Genomic DNA, 16,405 nt, shown 5'->3' on the forward strand with positions numbered 1-16,405 from the left:
AATTGAACCTGTGAAACCAGGTTCAAATCGATAATGCCAAGCGAAGCCCCGGGTCGAGAGACCCGGGGCTTTTTTTTCGTTTCAAGAAACGTGTACGCGGTTCAGGCCGAGGCGATCAAGTGCTTCGCCAAGCTCGGCCAGATTTGCAAAGCGCTTGTTACTGATGCTGCCCCACTGCGGGCGGTTGATGTAAAGGCCACGAGCATCGTGCTCAATGGGTGTGACCACGAGCGATAGGTCGCGACTGCGGTGAACCAGTACGTAGCTGGAACCAAATTTATCAATAGTGACCATTCCAGGCTCACTCAGAGCTGCTTCCAGCAGTATCCTTCTGGCCCTTTTGGGGGGCAGGGCGATCTGCAGGCGCAAGTCATTCTTGACGACATCCATCGTCAGGTCAGCGGGGTCGGCGGCGGTTCTTCCTGGATCGGGTCCGATGCCGCCGGACTGGCCGGGTTCTGCACTTTCGATGCGCAAACCAATGCCACCCTCCAGCTCACTGAGCCCCGCGACTTCGTGCCAGTTGTTGGCGTGGGACTCCCCCACCAGCGCAATCCAGCGATGAGGGCCTCTCAGTGCCTGATCGGCGTCGATCACCCATTTGGCGAAGTAGTTCATCATCTTTTGCCGGAAGGTATCGGAGGCGCCAAGAATCCCCTTGGACCGATAGCTGGCGGTGCAGTCTATGGCTTGTATGCGGATATGATTTTTTTGTGCGGTCCTGACCACGTTTAGAAAGGTGAATTCACCCGAAGGGTCGGTGTGATGACCGGCGTCGAGATCTTTGAGGTAGCTCTCGAGATCTTCCGAAAGTTCGCCGCCTCGATTGAAAATGTCCAGGTCTGCCTGGTGGAAGTCGGTGAGCAGGTGTTCCATGTACAGCGTTTTGACTTTCTGTTTACCGAGTAGCTCCATGTTTTCAATCAAGAACTGTTTGCTGCCGATACTTGCGTGACTTTCGCCGATCACCAGGCAAGGGGACTCTTCGTAGAGTCTCCGGACGATGAGTTTTGGTGAGCTGGCAGAGCTGAAGGCTGGAATGGAAGGGCGCGCAGGGACAGTCTGGTTGGCAAAGAAAGCTTCTGCATCATTGTGAAGTCTTTTGCGAAATACCTTGAACTGAGCGATAGGGCCATCCGGGTTCACGATATTGACGAATTGATCGTCCAGTATCCTTTCACCCACGTGCCCCCAAGCCACTGGCTTGAGCTCCTGGCGTAACTCAACTGGCACATCGTAGGGGGTGGGGGCGCTGTCCATATCCGGCAGCCGCGATGGGGAGCGCCCCCAAGGCAGCTTGCCGAAAATCCTCCCGCCACCGTACAGCCCTGGGCGTGTCAGGAAAATCCATTCACCCTCGTCGTTCAAGCGAATGGGCAGGTTGCGGTAAAAAGAGAACGGGTTGGCGGGGTCGATGATGACCCAGGTCTTCAACTCGTTGACGTAGCGCACCAGGTAGTAGGAATTGTCGATTCGGACGTAGTTTTCGCCTCTGGGTGTTTGGTAAATGTTGCGGTATTTGCCTTCGTCAGCCACGACCTCCATCCCATCGACTACTTCATTGGTCTCGAACGGAGCCAGCGGGTTTTCACCTTCCAGGATATAGGCCCGATCAGGCGCGGCAACGTTGATTTTCGGCGGGGTGCCATTGGGGTGTTCGTTTTCGGCGGCGAGATTCTCCTGGGGGGTGAACTCATCCTTTGCTTCGCCGACCTCCGCTATCTCGGCCGCGCCGCCGAGCGCCAGCGCATTGAAGAGGGTATCGATGCTGCTGAAGATGGCACCGAGCACACCGGCCTTGCGTTCGTTGGCATTCATGCCGTTGACGGCCTGGTCGATGTTCAGGCCGATGTTGGCGAGCCCGGCACCGACCGCGGCCAGGGCAACCGGCCAGCCCACCGTGGACATGGCGCCAAAGAGTCGGGTGAAGGTACTCAGGTAGCCGATCCACATTTTCTCCCGTAGGTCGCCATTGGAGCGCAGGGACAGATCGGCATCGTCGAACATACGGTCCCTTACCGAGTCACGGATCCAGGTGAAGGCATCAATCTCGATATCGGGGGCGTCCTGATCGAACAGGCTGCTGTCGTACTTGCCCCAGGTCGAATACAGCAGGTCGATCGTATGATTCAGGCCGATGTTGTCGCCATCCTGTTGTTGCGCTGACAGGGGAAAGTGCGCCATGAAGCGGGCGCGGTTCTCTGGGTGGTTGTTCTGGCACAGCAGCCACCAGTGCAGGTCGTGGGAGGTTTCGAACACATGGAAGGCATCTGTTTCGCCAGGGGTATAAAGGATCTGCCGACCCTGGCGGTCGATGATGCGCAGTATGTCGCAGGCGCGGTAGTTGCCGATGTACAGCGGCGCGACCCGCAGGCCTTCGGCAGGTGGCTCATGGGCCCGGAGCAAATCGAGGGTTATGGGCCAGGAGAGATGGCTGGCCACAGCCTTGAGCACGGTCTTGAGGTTTTCGTTGCTCAGGCGTGAGCCGTCGTGTTCCTCCAGCGCCTTGGAAATGAAATTGAGCTTGGCCAGGGTGCGGAAGTTGTCCGAATGATTGCGCCAGAAGTCGCCCATCTTGTCCCAGTAGCGGTCGTGAAAATTGATGCGCCACAGGTCCTTGATGACCACGCTTGGGTACATCTTCACTTCGTTGGTTTCGTTGTAGATCCGGGCATTCGCTCCTTCGCTGTAGAAACCGCCATCACTGTCCAGCAGGTCGGCATTGTCCTGGTCGTGGGCTTGAAAGCGCTGGATCACCAGTTGCGGCAAGGTCAGTGACTCGATGGGCCTGGGGTAGTGTTCCCAGAACAGGAAGGCCTTGTTGCTGCTCACCGAGGTGTTGTCGAAACGGTGCCACCAGACCCGGTCCGGATCGATGTGCTGGATGCCGTACTTGTCCAGAATCCCCTGGGCTTCGATGTGGGCCATGTCGTGCATGTCGGGGCATGCTTCCACGAACGGAATCACCAGGTCTTTGAGGGCCTGCACGTCGTCGGGGTTGGGAAGTAGGAATTGTGAGTCTGTATCTGAAGAATTCATTTCTCTCTCCTTGAGAAATGGATGGGTTTGAAGTCGGCACTATGCGCTGCGGACTACAGCCGGTTCTGTAGGAATAACGGCGCGCGGTGTCAGGTATTGATGGACCTGTGTTGTCAGAGGTAGATCCGAACAGATTGCCGACCCGCTGCGGCCCGGCATCACGCCCACTTTGCTGTTTCTTTCACAACTGCGGGTGTATCGTATTCGCCTTTTGCGGGCCCCGGGCCTGTCGCTGATACGTGAGGTAGTTGAGTTCATGTCGTTTACCCGTCGCCAAATCCTCGGTGGCCTGGCCGGTCTTGTTGTCGTTGGTGTCGGTGCGGGGGGCGCGTCGCGCTACTGGCTGGGCAAGATGGCTGACGCCGAGGCAGGCCACGACTACGAGCTGATCGCGGCGCCGTTGGACGTCGAACTGGTAGCCGGGCACAAGACCCAGGCCTGGGCCTTCGGTCCGTCGGCGCCGGGCACCGAATTGCGGGCGCGCCAAGGTGAATGGCTGCGGGTGCGCTTCATCAACCATCTGCCGGTCGCCACCACCATTCACTGGCATGGCATCCGCCTGCCGCTGGAAATGGACGGTGTGCCTTACGTGTCGCAATTGCCGGTGTTGCCGGGTGAATACTTCGACTACAAATTCCGTGTGCCGGATGCCGGCAGCTACTGGTATCACCCGCATGTGAACAGCAGTGAAGAGCTCGGTCGTGGCCTGGTTGGCCCGTTGATCATCGACGAACGTGAGCCGACCGGTTTCAAGTATGAGAAGACCTTGAGTCTCAAGAGCTGGCATGTCGATGACGTCGGCAACTTCGTCGAGTTCAGCATTCCCCGTGAAGCGGCCCGTGGCGGTACGGCGGGGCGCCTGGCGACCATCAATGGCGTGCCGCAAGCGGTGATCGACTTGCCGGCCGGGCAGATCACCCGTGTACGCCTGCTCAATCTCGATAACACCCTGACCTATCGACTGAACATTCCCGGCGTCGAAGCGCAGATCTACGCGCTGGATGGCAATCCGATCGAACCGCGTCCACTGGGCAAGGAGTACTGGCTCGGTCCGGGCATGCGCATTTGCCTGGCGATCAAGGCCCCGCCGGCCGGTGAGGAGTTGTCGCTGCGCAACGGCCCGGTGCGCCTGGGCACGTTCCGTTCGGTGGTCAATAGCGATGCGCCAACCGAGTGGCCGCCGGCCCTGCCGGCCAACCCGATCGCCGAGCCGGACCTGGCCAATGCCGAGAAACTCAACTTCAATTTCGAATGGGTCGGCTCGGTATCGGTCAACGTTGATAACGGCAAGCCGCCGAGCCTGTGGCAGATCAACGGCAAGGCCTGGGACATCACCGACAAGACCTGCGCCGAGCGGCCGATTGCCAAGCTCGAGAAGGGCAAGAGCTACATTTTCGAATTGAAGAACATGACTCAGTACCAGCACCCGATTCACCTGCACGGCATGAGTTTCAAGGTCATCGCCTCGAACCGGCACAAGGTCATTCCGTATTTCACCGACACCTACCTGTTGGGCAAGAACGAGCGCGCACAGGTGGCGCTGGTGGCGGATAACCCGGGTGTATGGATGTTCCACTGCCATGTGATCGATCACATGGAAACCGGCCTGATGGCCGCCATCGAGGTGGCGTGATGCGTCAGATTCGTCCCGCCGCCATCATCGACCGCAGCCGTGATCGCGAATTCATGCGTGAGGCCCTGGCACTGGCGGCCCAAGGCGCGGCCCTCGGCGAAGTGCCTGTGGGCGCGGTGCTGGTGCAGGACGGGGAAATCATCGGTCGCGGCTTCAACTGCCCGATCACTGGCAGCGACCCGAGCGCTCACGCCGAGATGGTCGCCATCCGCGCCGCCGCCCAGGCGGTGAGCAACTATCGTCTGCCGGGGAGCACGCTGTATGTGACGCTGGAGCCGTGCAGCATGTGCGCAGGCCTGATCGTGCATTCGCGGATTGCGCGGGTGGTGTACGGCGCGCTGGAGCCGAAGGCGGGGATTGTGCAGAGCCAGGGACAGTTCTTTACCCAGGGTTTTTTGAATCACCGGGTGTTGTATGAAGGCGGGGTGTTGGCGGAGGAGTGTGGGGCGGTGCTCAGCGAGTTCTTCAAGGCCCGCCGCGCGAAGCCTTCAGAGTAGATGCAAAAACCAATGTAGGAGCGAGCCTGCTCGCGATTCGATCTGACAGTCACATCAGTGCTGAATGTCAGTTCGCTATCGCGAGCAGGCTCGCTCCTACAGGGTTACCTGGTGTCCAACTATTTCTTCGCCACTATCACCGCCCGCATTGGCGCCGGCAGCCCTTCAACGGTCTTGCTGTGATCCTCGGGATCGAGGAAATCACTGAGCGACTGATACTTCATCCACTCCGTTCCGCGCTGTTCCTCGACCGTGGTGGTGCTCACATCCACGCACTTCACATCGGTGAACCCGGCGCGACGCAGCCATAACTCCAGCGCGGGCACCGACGGCAGGAACCACACGTTGCGCATCTGCGCGTAACGGTCTTCCGGCACCAGCACCTGGTGTTTATCGCCTTCTACCACCAGGGTTTCCAGCACCAACTCACCGCCCTTGACCAGGCAATCCTTCAGCGCCAGCAAATGTTCGATGGGCGAACGGCGGTGGTAGAACACCCCCATGGAAAACACCGTGTCGAACCCTTCGAGGTTCGGCGGCAGGTCTTCGAAAGGGAAGGGCAGGTGCCAGGCATTCGGCTCGGACAGGTATCGTTGCACCGCCTGGAACTGGCAGAAGAACAGCCAGTTCGGGTCGACACCGATCACGCTGTCGGCACCGGCGCCGAGCATGCGCCACATGTAATAGCCGTTGCCGCAGCCGACATCGAGGATGCGCTTGCCTTTCAGATCCAGGTGCGGCGATACACGTGACCATTTCCAGTCTGAGCGCCATTCGGTATCGACATGCACGCCGAACAGGTCGAACGGCCCCTTGCGCCATGGCGACAGGCCCATCAATGCAGTACGCATTTGCGCGCGGGTTTCATCGTCGCAATCGGTATCCAGCTTCAAACCATTGAGCAAATCGACTTCGCTCGGCTGGATCTTCGGCAGGGCGTCCAGCGCGCTTTGCCAGCGTTCCAGGTCGCCATGGCCCTTTTCCATTTTCTTGTCGAGTTGCGCTTGCAGGGTGGTGGCCCAGTCGGCCAGCGGGGTGCCGGCCAGACGGCGGGCGAGGGGGGACAGATCAATCATGGCAAGGCAATCAACGAGGCAAAGTTAAGACACTGGAACCACGGCACGACTTTCGAGAATCCGGCGGCCAGCAGGCGTTCGCGGTGTTCTTCGAGGCTGTCGGGCTTCATGACGTTTTCGATGGCGCTGCGCTTCTGGGCGATTTCCAGCTCGCTGTAGCCGTTAGCGCGTTTGAAGGCGATGTGCAGGTCGGTGAGCAGTGCGTGCTCCTGCTCGTCTTCGAAGCGCAGTTTTTCCGAGAGGATCAGGGCACCGCCGGGCAACAGCGACTGACGGATGCGCGACAGCAACGCCGTGCGCTGCTCCGGGGCGATGAATTGCAGGGTGAAGTTCAGCGCTACCACCGAGGCCGGCTGGAACTCCAGCGCGAGGATGTCGCCCTCGATCACTTCAACCGGCAGCAACTCCTGGAACATCGAATCCTGCCCGTTGAGGTACTCGCGGCAGCGTTCGACCATCGCCGCGGAGTTATCCACAGCGATGACACGGCAACCGTCGGTGCGCACGTGCCGGCGCAGGGCCTGGGTCACGGCGCCCAGCGACGAGCCGAGGTCGTAGAGCACACTGTTGGGCTGGGCAAACTGCGCGGCAAGCACGCCGAGGTTTTCCACGATGGTCGGATAACCCGGCACCGAGCGCTTGATCATGTCCGGGAACACCCGCACCACGTCCTCGTTGAAGGCGAAGTCAGGCACCTGGGCCAAAGGCTGGGCGAAAAGGCGATCGGGTTCTTTGCTCACGGCGGTTCCAGCGGTGTAGGTGGAAAAGGCCGGCATTTTAGCCAAGTTGGCGCGGGGATGCGCGGGTTGTCTGATAAAGCGGCGGGGCTGATGCAGTTTGAATGCTGACAGGGCTTTTGTGGCGATCCGACAAGCCCCCTCGCCACAGGGTTCAGCGCCTGTTTTGGGGGAATGCCGAGGCAGTGATACCCCATTGCCCCAGCCAATAGCTGAGGATGATCACATAAGACGCCGCGTCGAACGGCACCACAAACCGGCTGATGCCGATCACGCTGTCGGAGAACACGAACGCCACTGCCCCCGCTGCCGCCAACAGCGCCGAACGCTTGGGCACCTCGGTGCCGAGCCGGGCCAACGCGCGCCAGAGCATGGCGCTGATGGCCAGACCGTAGACGATCACCGGAACCAGCAATGGCCCCAGTCCATGACTGATCAGGATGCCCAGCAGTACGGCACCAACACCGAGGGAGACAATCAGCGGCAACAACGCCAGACGCCGACAGTCGCTCAAGTACGCTTTCAGATAGGCCAGATGCGCGACCAGAAACGCACCCAGCCCAAACACGAACAAATCCCCCGGCCATGCCAGCAACACATCGCCGAGCAGGGAAAAAATCAACCCCAGGCTGATCCAGCGCCGATATTCACCGGGCGGTGCGTCATGCAGCCAGCCGAGCAGGGCCAGCACCGGCAGCGGCTTGACCAGCAGGCACAGCAGAGACGCATGCACGCTCAGGCCATAAAGAAAGGTCACCGCGCCCATCAGCGCCAGAATCAGCCAGCCCACGGTCAGTTAACCGAGATCGCGCAGTCGAACGAGTCCACCGGCAACACTTCCGGCGCCCACGGCTGTTGCGAGGTCAGGCGCAAACGCCCGGTGCCGGGCGCAAAAGCCTGAAAGCGCCAGGTCGAGACCCCGGCCGCGCCGACGATACCTGCATCTTCCGGATTTCGATAAACCTCCGGCCCCAGGGTGTGTAACACGCCACCGGCCGAATCCTGAATCGCCCAGCGATAGCCCGTGGTCGGATTGCTCGGCAGGGTCAGGATCAGGTTTTGCCCGTTGGTGAGTTTCACCGGACATTCGCTTTGTTTTTCCACGGTCACGTTGTGCGCAGGTTGCGTGGCACATCCGGCTAGCAGGGCGAGGGTGAGGGGGACAAACAGGCGAATGGGGGACATAGGCTCAAGGGCTCCGGCGTTCACGACGAACGGCGAGCATAACCGAGATGAGACAAAGTGTGTCGTGGGGTTGCAATCATGCTTGCTTGTAACGGCTTAAGCGCATTGGTGGCGGTTAAGCCATGTAAATCCAGCGTCAGTTAATCCCAGGACAGGTAAACGTCAAAGTCGGCGTTGATATTCAAGATCGCACCTGTGGTGGTTTTGGCTTTTATAGATAAATTCTTCGTGACGTAACGACGTCCATCGATGACTTCAAGCTCAAGCGTTGCTTCGAGGATTTCAAGGCTCCAACTTGTATATCTATCATTTATATAGCGCATTTCATTGTACCGCAGCATCGTGATCGGGCTATCCAGGTCAGGATAGCGATAGGTTCCAGAGGTAATTCCTCTTTTCAAATGAATTTCGAATTCGCGTCTGTCGCTGGTTCGGTAATTATCGAGCGAGTTGGTTCCGCTGTGGCTATAAAAGTTAATGTCTTCTATGAGGAAAGTCGTGTCGTAGAACAGGTTTGAAGAATGATAGGGGGCTCTTGCAAAAGACGTTTCGCCAGGGTTCGCGGAAATAGGAAACGTCGCGTTAAACTCTCCCGTTATGTTTTGCAGCGTTTCAGCTGATGCGTTGGCCTTCGGGGTGGAAGTGGTCGATGTGTCGAGTTGTCCTGTGGAACTGTTATTGAAGTGCAACACAATGTCGAAGCTGGAGGTTATTTTGAGGGTCTCTCCGTTAATCAGGACTTCAAATTTAAGTACGCCTGAATAGCGGCGTCCGTCCTCTGTGACATTTAGCTCAAGCTCCGCCTTGGTTGCTTTGTGGGGTGTAAAGTAAAAGCTGGTACCACTCTTTTGCAGTTCAGCATAGGTCACGTTTATTATAGACGTATCTTGGGGGAACACATAGGTGCCGGATACGATGTCTGATTTAAGCGTAATTCTGATGCCTCGGTTATCGCCGGTTATAGATTGATGTATGGTGGGTGTACCGGAGCGGCTTTCAAAGTCCAGGTATCCAGGTACGTTGGTCATTGAGTTTTGTATTGTTTGAGAGTGGTAGGGATACCGCGCTTCGCCTGAAACGGTATCGCTGGTAAATGTAGCTTCGAGTTTACCGGAGAGGTTTTGCAGTACACCGGCGTTAGTTGCATTCTGGTTTTTCATTAAAATGCTCACTGGTAAAAAGCCAATAGAGCATGAAGTATTGCCCGGGCGAATGAGGGAAGGTACTGTTTGAGTTGACAGTTCTTTAGAGCGTTATGTGCTGCTAGTTTCGACTTTAAAGATAAATCGGTATAAAAAGCGCTGCGGACGCACGCCCGCAGCGATTGATAGTTTTGAGTTAAAACAACACCTTCGCCACATCCGAAAACCGCTTGGCGAAGTGCACGGTAATACCTTCCTTCAGATACTCCGGCAGCTCCTCGAAATTCCCTTGGTTCGCTTCCGGCAATATCAGCTCGAAAATCTTCTGCCGCCGCGCCGCAATCACTTTTTCCCGCACTCCGCCAATCGGCAGTACATGCCCGGTCAACGTCAGTTCGCCGGTCATGGCCACGCCTTTTTTCGGTGGCTGGTTGCGCGCCAGCGAAAGCAGGGCGCTGGCCATGGTCACGCCGGCGCTCGGGCCGTCTTTCGGGGTGGCGCCTTCCGGTACGTGCAAGTGGACGAAGGCTTCGTCGAAGAACTTCGGATCGCCGCCATAGGACTTCAGGTGCGAGCTGACGTAGCTGTAGGCGATTTCCGCGGACTCTTTCATCACGTCACCCAGCTGCCCGGTGAGCTTGAACCCACGGTTGAGGGTGTGGATGCGCGTAGCTTCGATCGGCAGGGTCGCGCCGCCCATGCTGGTCCAGGCAAGGCCAGTGATTACACCGACACCCGACAGCACCTGCTCGTTGCGGAACACCGGTTTGCCGAGGGATGTTTCGAGGTCTTTCGGGCCGAGCTTGATTACCGCCTTCGGCTCGTCGAGCAGTTTCATCACTGCTTTGCGCACCAGTTTGCCGAGGTTTTTTTCCAGCTGGCGCACGCCGGCTTCACGGGCATAACCGTCGATCAGCGCCTTGAGCGCGCTGTCGCTGATGCTCAGGCTGCCCTTGGACACGCCGGCTTTCTCAAGCTGCTTGGGCCACAGGTGACGCTTGGCGATGGCGACCTTTTCCTCGGTGATGTAGCCCGACAGGCGAATCACTTCCATCCGGTCCAGCAATGGGCCGGGGATCGAATCGAGGGTGTTGGCGGTGCACACGAACAGCACTTTCGACAGGTCCAGCCGCAGGTCCAGATAGTGGTCGAGGAACTCGACGTTCTGCTCCGGATCCAGGGTTTCCAGCAATGCCGAAGCCGGGTCGCCCTGGTAGCTCTGGCCCATCTTGTCGATCTCGTCGAGCATGATCACCGGGTTCATCACTTCGACGTCTTTCAACGCCTGCACCAGTTTGCCCGGCTGCGCGCCGATGTAGGTGCGGCGATGGCCCTTGATCTCGGCTTCGTCGCGCATGCCGCCGAGGCTGAAGCGGTAGAACGGCCGGCCCAGGGATTCGGCGATGGATTTGCCGACGCTGGTCTTGCCCACGCCCGGCGGCCCCACCAGCAATACGATGGAACCGCTGATCTCGCCCTTATAGGCACCAACGGCGAGAAATTCGAGGATGCGGTCCTTGATGTCGTCGAGGCCGGCGTGGTGTTTGTCCAGCACCTTGCGCGCGTGCTTGAGGTCGAGTTTGTCCTCGCCGTACACGCCCCACGGCACCGAGGTCGCCCAGTCGATGTAATTGCGGGTCACCGCATATTCCGGCGAGCCGGTCTCGAGGATCGACAGCTTGTTCATTTCCTCTTCGAGGCGTTTCTGCACCTGCGCCGGCAGGACTTTGCCCACTAGCCGTTGTTCGAACTGTTCGAGGTCGGAGCTGCGATCGTCCTTGGTCAGGCCGAGTTCCTGCTGGATGACCTTGAGTTGTTCCTTGAGGAAGAACTCGCGCTGATGTTCACCGATCTTGCGGTTAACTTCGGCGGAAATCTCTTTTTGCAGGCGCGCGACTTCGACTTCCTTACGCAGCATCGGCAGGACTTTTTCCATGCGCTTGAGCATCGGCACGCAGTCGAGGATTTCCTGCAGCTCACTGCCTGTCGCCGATGTGAGCGCGGCGGCGAAATCGGTCAGCGGCGACGGATCGTTGGGGCTGAAGCGGTTGAGGTAGTTCTTCAGCTCTTCGCTGTACAGCGGGTTGAGCGGCAGAAGCTCCTTGATCGCATTGATCAGCGCCATGCCGTAGGCCTTGACCTCGTCGGTCGGCTCGGTGGGCTGATGCGGATATTCGACTTCCACCAGGTACGGCGGGCGGTGATGCTTGAGCCAGGTCTTGAGGCGTACGCGGGTCAGGCCCTGGGCGACGAATTGCAGTTTGCCGTTTTCGCGGCTGGCGTGGTGCACCTTGACCAGGGTGCCGTAGAGCGGCAGGGCCGAGGTGTCGAAGTGGCGCGGGTCCTCCTGGGGGCTGTCCATGTAGAACAGGGCCAGGGAATGGTGTTCGGACTTGGCCACCAGGTCCAGGGTCTCGGCCCACGGCTCTTCGTTGACGATGACCGGCAGCACCTGGGCCGGGAAGAACGGTCGGTTGTGAATCGGGATGATGTAGACCTTGTCCGGCAGGTTCTGGCCAGGCAGGGCCAGGCCTTTGCCGGGTTTGTGCTGCGGGGCGTTTTCCGGATCGGCGTATTCGCTCGGGTCTTCGGGGAATTCCTGCTGGTCGCTCATGAGGGCACCTGCGCAATGGGTATGGGTCTTAGATGGGGCAGGTTGGCGGTGGTTTCAACGGTCATTTTCTGCGAAGCGGTGTTTCGCAGGTGTGTTCAGCAGACAGACAGGTTAGCTGAACCATGGCTGTGTGCGGTCAAAATGTGGGAGCGGGCTTGCTCGCGAAAGCGGTGTGCCAGACAACATTTGCTTCGACTGACACACTGCATTCGCGAGCAAGCCCGCTCCCGCAGGGGGGGCGGTGTGGCACAAAAAAAGGCGACGTCCTCACGGACGTCGCCTTTGTTTTGACTGCCGCTAAAACTTACTCAGACAGTTTGTACGCAATCACATAGTCACCCATTTTGGTGCCCAGTGAGCCGTGGCCACCGACGACCAACAGCACGTACTGCTTGCCGTCCTTGCCGGTGTAGGTCATCGGCGTAGCCTGACCGCCAGCCGGCAGGCGCGATTTCCAAAGCTCGTTGCCGGTGTTGACGTCATAGGCGCGCAGGTATTGATCCAGTGTGCCGCTGAGGAAGCCGACGCCGCCGGCGGTGACCATCGAGCCGCCCATGCTTGGCACGCCGAGTGTCAGGCCGATAGGCAATGGCGAGCTGTCGCGGCTGGTGCCGTTCTTGCGTTTCCACACGACTTTGCTTGTGGTCAGGTCGATGCCGGCCACGTAGCCCCAGGCCGGAGCCTGGCACGGTACGCCGAACGGCGACATGAACGGGTGCATGATCACCGCGTACGGTGCGCCTGTGTTCGGTTGCACGCCCGCGGTTTCGCTCTCGCGCTTGCTGCCGGCCGCGACTTCGGCGCGAGGCACCATTTTCGAGACGAAGGCCATGTAGTTCGGGCTGGTGAACAGCATCTGGCGAACCGGGTCGACGGAAACGCCGCCCCAGTTGAAGACGCCGACGTTACCTGGATAGATCAGGCTGCCCTGTTCCGACGGCGGGGTGTACTGACCTTCGTAACGCAGCTCCTTGAACTGGATGCGGCACAGCATCTGGTCAAACGGGCTGGCGCCCCACATGGCTTTTTCGGTCAGTTCCGGGGCCAGCAGGTTCAGGTCCGAACGGGCTTGGGTCGGCGCGGTGTGGTCACCTTTCACGGCGCCTTGCGGAACCGGGATTTCCTTGATCGGGATGATCGGCGTGCCGTCACGACGGTCGAGGACGTACAGGCTGCCTTGCTTGGTCGGTTGGATCACAGCCGGCTTGATGCCGTCGGCGGTTTTCATGTCCAACAGGGTTGGCTGACTACCGACGTCCATGTCCCACAGGTCGTGGTGAGTGAACTGGTAGTTCCAGCGCACCTTGCCGGTGGCCAGGTCCAGCGCGACCAGGCCGGCACTGAACTTCTCGGCGCCCGGGGTGCGGTCTGCGCCCCACTGGTCAGGGGTCTGGTTGCCCAGCGGCAGGTAGACCATGCCGAGTTTTTCGTCGACGCTGGCCAGCGACCACATGTTGGCCGAGTTGCGGCTGTAGTGTTCGCCCTCTGGCAAAGGTTCGGTCGCGTCGGGATTGTTGCTGTCCCAGTTCCACACCAGATGACCGTCGTGTACGTCAAAGGCACGGATCACGCCGGATGGCTCGTTGGTCGACTCGTTGTCGGTGACGTGTCCGCCCATGATCACCAGGTCACGGGTGATCGCTGCCGGCGAGGTGGAGTAGTAGCCACCGGGGGTGAACGGTCCGATGCCTTGAGTCAGGTCAACCACACCGTTTTTACCGAAACCTTCGCAGACCTTGCCGGTGTCGGCGTTGAGTGCGATCAGGCGTGCATCGGCGGTTGGCAAGTACAGGCGACGCGGGCAGGCCTGGGCGACGGCTTTGCCGACCTCGGAAATCACTGCGGAAGCAGCGTTTTCAGACTTGGCATAGGCCGCTTCGTCGTAGTACGACACGCCACGGCAGGTCATGTGGGCGAAGCCCTTGAAGCCCACCGGGCTCTTGATCTGCGGGTCGAAACGCCACAGCTCCTTGCCGGTGTCCGGGTCCAGCGCCAGCACCTTGCTATGGGCGGTGCAGGCATAGAGCATGCCGTTGGCCTTGAGCGGGGTGTTTTCGTTGGTCAGTTCCACAGGGTCATCGGCGGTCGGCAGGTCGCCGGTCTGGATACGCCAGGCTTCTTGCAGCTTGCCGGCGTTGGCCGGGGTGATCTGCTTGAGCGGCGAGTAGCGGTCACCGAACTCGCTGCGGCCATAGGCCTGCCAGTCTCCGTCAGGCATTTGTGGCGCAGTGCTGGTCATTTCAGCCGAGTCACGACCCAACTCGCCTAAGGTCTCGCCCGGGTGAGTGAACTGGCTGGCTACGGCGGTGGCGCCGGCCAGGACCACGGCCACGCTCAAGGCGCCAGTGCCCATGGGGGCAGGGCCGTTGATCAGCAATGGACGACGGAACCACGGCAGCAGCATCACCACACCGAGGGCGAACCACAGTGCCAGACGCGGCACCAGTTGCCACCAGTCGAGGCCGACTTCCCACAGTGCCCAAACGGTACTGGCGAACAGCACCAGTGCGTACAGGCCCAGCGCCGCACGGCGGGCGGCGATCAGCAACACGCCGCTCAGCGCGATGCCGATACCGGCCAGCAGGTAATACAGCGAGCCGCCGAGCATGCTCAGCTTGATCCCCCCGGCCAGCATGGCCAGGCCCATTAGTAGAAGCAGTATGCCGAGCAGGGTCGGCCATAGACGGCTTCGACCCAAGGCACTATCAGTGCTCATAGTGTGATTCTCCGTGACGTTTCAAGTAGTCCCGCGCCAGTTCACTGTAGATGACGATCCGGCGCTGGCATGGTTCAGATAAAACTGGTTTGGTTGACGCATTCCTTTGTAGGAGCGAGCTTGCTCGCGAAAAACTTGAAAACACCGCGGGGTGTCAGATTCGCGGTGTCATCGTTCACGACCATCGTCGGAACGCCGCCCGGAGCAAGCTCGCTCCTACAAAGGTTTTGTGGTGTTGTTTAGAACGACGACTGGACCTTGATCCCGCCGATCAGCGCGTCATCGACCTCGTTCACGCCACCGGGATGGCGGATGTATTGCAGGTTCGGGCGCACGGTCAGCCAGTTGGTCACGTGCACGCCGTAATAGAGTTCGGCGCTGTATTCGGTGTCCTGGGGCGGCAGGAAGGACGGATTGTCGAAGTCGAAGACGGCGTTGGCCTGGTTGGTCGCCTCGGCATTCTTGCGAAAGGCCGGGTTAACGTGGACGCGGGCCATGGCGAAACCGATGTCGTCCCGGGCGCGCGCGTCGAGCAGGCCTTTGTAGACGAGGCCGGCCTGGACGTAGTTGTCGATGGCGTTGGTCTTCTTGTCGTGCATCGTGCCGTTGGCGAACAGGCTCAGGCCCCGGGAGTGGTCGCTGGCGACACTGGTGACTTGCTGCTGAAGGCCCAGCCACACGCCGTGTTTGCTCGAGGCGCTGCGGTAGGCTTCGCCAGTCAGGGCGGCAGGTTGGCCATTGCTGTCCTTGTAGACGTCGGTGGCGTTGGCGCTGCTGTAGTAGTAACCGGCGCGATATTCACCCGGCAGGCCATTGAGTTTCGGCGTCCACACCAGCTCCACCGGCAGGACCGCACCCTGGGTGCCGCTACCGCTGAGCTTGAAGCCGTTGTCGCGGTCAAGGTTCGACGGGTTCTGCTCGTACGCGCCGACCTGTGCATAAAACTCTGGCGTCAGGTGATATTTGACCCGCATCGCCCACTGGCTGACCGGCCAGTTGTACCAGATGTCGCCTGCCCAGTTGCCGACCTGGGAGCCGCAGAACGCCAGGTTCTGGAAGTCGCAGGGGAAACTGTTGAAATCTTCGCCTTCGCCGAAGCGGCCGACCTTGATGTCGAGTTTTTCATCGAAGAATTTCTGCTGATACCACATCTGCGTCAGACGCCAGGTCTGGCCGCGGCCCCAGACTTCCTGGGCCGAAGTGAAGCCGCCGACACGCGGGTCGTTGATGCGGTCATTGCTGATGTTGTTGCCGTTGCGTTCGGTGATGGTCAACTGGAACTCGGCGTCGTCCCAGCCGAGGATTTTCTGCAAGTCCAGGTGGGTGCCCAGGCCGAACTGGTCGCTGTAGCGGGCCGTGCGGTCGTGGTCGTAGCCGCCGTGCAGATTGCTGCCCATTTCACCGGTGTAATCGACTTTGAAGTCGTAGCCTTTTTCCGCGAGTTCTGTGCGAGTGCCGTTCCAGTCGCCGAGCATCCACGGTGAATCGCTATCGAAGGCAGGCGCCGCCTGAACGCAGGAGGCAAGGCCCAGCGCGGTGAGACCACCGATCAGGGGCAGGATGTTTCGCTGGGCAGCAGTTGCAAAGACAGCGCTGTCTCGCAAGGATTTAAAGTCGGGCATAGAGACGAAGTTCTTGATCTTTTTCTGGGGGATAAACGGAAAGCAGCAGGCGTGAAGTGAAAGCGGAAGCGTTTCAGCAGGCAGCGGGGCGCAAGGATAATGTTCTGTTACAAATAGAGAAAGTGCTTTTGCTGACATGCATCG

General features: G+C 59.6%; 11 protein-coding genes. 2 read left to right on the plus strand and 9 right to left on the minus strand.

The window, feature by feature from the left end; genetic code table 11:
* Positions 1–81: 81 nt before the first annotated feature.
* Positions 82–3,039, minus strand: a complete 2,958-nt coding sequence (locus AC3ITY_RS05190) for a dermonecrotic toxin domain-containing protein (RefSeq protein ID WP_489307973.1) — start codon at positions 3,037–3,039, stop codon at positions 82–84.
* A 256-nt stretch (positions 3,040–3,295) separates the two neighbouring features.
* Between AC3ITY_RS05190 and AC3ITY_RS05195 the strand changes: the two genes are divergently transcribed.
* Both AC3ITY_RS05195 and tadA read left to right on the plus strand, forming a co-directional pair.
* Complete coding sequence (locus tag AC3ITY_RS05195) at positions 3,296–4,672, plus strand: multicopper oxidase family protein (protein ID WP_489307975.1); 1,377 nt, start codon at positions 3,296–3,298, stop codon at positions 4,670–4,672.
* Positions 4,672–5,169 (plus strand): tRNA adenosine(34) deaminase TadA, encoded by a 498-nt coding sequence (gene tadA, locus AC3ITY_RS05200; RefSeq protein ID WP_489307977.1) that lies wholly within the window; start codon positions 4,672–4,674, stop codon positions 5,167–5,169. The genes AC3ITY_RS05195 and tadA overlap by 1 nt, the downstream gene beginning before the upstream one ends.
* 119 nt (positions 5,170–5,288) lie before the next feature.
* Here the strand turns inward: tadA and cmoB are convergent, their stop codons facing one another.
* The 8 genes from cmoB to AC3ITY_RS05240 form a co-directional block, all read right to left on the minus strand.
* On the minus strand, positions 5,289–6,245 hold the full coding sequence (cmoB, locus tag AC3ITY_RS05205) for a tRNA 5-methoxyuridine(34)/uridine 5-oxyacetic acid(34) synthase CmoB (protein WP_489307979.1): 957 nt from the start codon (positions 6,243–6,245) through the stop codon (positions 5,289–5,291).
* The gene (gene cmoA / locus AC3ITY_RS05210; protein WP_223458669.1) at positions 6,242–7,021 is read right to left on the minus strand and encodes a carboxy-S-adenosyl-L-methionine synthase CmoA; all 780 of its coding nucleotides are present in this window, start codon (positions 7,019–7,021) and stop codon (positions 6,242–6,244) included. The genes cmoB and cmoA overlap by 4 nt, the downstream gene beginning before the upstream one ends.
* A gap of 115 nt (positions 7,022–7,136) precedes the next feature.
* Positions 7,137–7,772 (minus strand): lysoplasmalogenase, encoded by a 636-nt coding sequence (locus tag AC3ITY_RS05215; protein ID WP_489307980.1) that lies wholly within the window; start codon positions 7,770–7,772, stop codon positions 7,137–7,139.
* A 2-nt stretch (positions 7,773–7,774) separates the two neighbouring features.
* Complete coding sequence (locus AC3ITY_RS05220; RefSeq protein ID WP_489307982.1) at positions 7,775–8,167, minus strand: protease inhibitor I42 family protein; 393 nt, start codon at positions 8,165–8,167, stop codon at positions 7,775–7,777.
* Positions 8,168–8,307: 140 nt separating this feature from the next.
* On the minus strand, positions 8,308–9,327 hold the full coding sequence (locus tag AC3ITY_RS05225; protein WP_489307983.1) for a hypothetical protein: 1,020 nt from the start codon (positions 9,325–9,327) through the stop codon (positions 8,308–8,310).
* Positions 9,328–9,505: 178 nt separating this feature from the next.
* The gene (gene lon, locus AC3ITY_RS05230) at positions 9,506–11,923 is read right to left on the minus strand and encodes an endopeptidase La (RefSeq protein ID WP_489307985.1); all 2,418 of its coding nucleotides are present in this window, start codon (positions 11,921–11,923) and stop codon (positions 9,506–9,508) included.
* Between the two features lie 304 nt (positions 11,924–12,227).
* Entirely contained in the window at positions 12,228–14,639 is a 2,412-nt protein-coding gene (locus AC3ITY_RS05235) for a glucose/quinate/shikimate family membrane-bound PQQ-dependent dehydrogenase (RefSeq protein WP_489307987.1), read from the minus strand.
* A 239-nt stretch (positions 14,640–14,878) separates the two neighbouring features.
* Positions 14,879–16,261: a carbohydrate porin gene (locus AC3ITY_RS05240; RefSeq protein WP_489307989.1), complete on the minus strand. Its 1,383-nt coding sequence runs from the start codon at positions 16,259–16,261 to the stop codon at positions 14,879–14,881.
* Positions 16,262–16,405: the final 144 nt, after the last annotated feature.

The organism is Pseudomonas sp. GL_091 (assembly GCF_057837725.1).

Bases quoted from the DNA above. Each gene is read 5' to 3' on its own strand.
- AC3ITY_RS05190 (WP_489307973.1), bottom strand. From the start codon at position 3,039: ATGAATTCTTCAGATACAGACTCACAATTCCTACTTCCCAACCCCGAC.
- AC3ITY_RS05195 (WP_489307975.1), top strand. From the start codon at position 3,296: ATGTCGTTTACCCGTCGCCAAATCCTCGGTGGCCTGGCCGGTCTTGTT.
- tadA (WP_489307977.1), top strand. From the start codon at position 4,672: ATGCGTCAGATTCGTCCCGCCGCCATCATCGACCGCAGCCGTGATCGC.
- cmoB (WP_489307979.1), bottom strand. From the start codon at position 6,245: ATGATTGATCTGTCCCCCCTCGCCCGCCGTCTGGCCGGCACCCCGCTG.
- cmoA (WP_223458669.1), bottom strand. From the start codon at position 7,021: ATGCCGGCCTTTTCCACCTACACCGCTGGAACCGCCGTGAGCAAAGAA.
- AC3ITY_RS05220 (WP_489307982.1), bottom strand. From the start codon at position 8,167: ATGTCCCCCATTCGCCTGTTTGTCCCCCTCACCCTCGCCCTGCTAGCC.
- AC3ITY_RS05225 (WP_489307983.1), bottom strand. From the start codon at position 9,327: ATGAAAAACCAGAATGCAACTAACGCCGGTGTACTGCAAAACCTCTCC.
- lon (WP_489307985.1), bottom strand. From the start codon at position 11,923: ATGAGCGACCAGCAGGAATTCCCCGAAGACCCGAGCGAATACGCCGAT.
- AC3ITY_RS05235 (WP_489307987.1), bottom strand. From the start codon at position 14,639: ATGAGCACTGATAGTGCCTTGGGTCGAAGCCGTCTATGGCCGACCCTG.
- AC3ITY_RS05240 (WP_489307989.1), bottom strand. From the start codon at position 16,261: ATGCCCGACTTTAAATCCTTGCGAGACAGCGCTGTCTTTGCAACTGCT.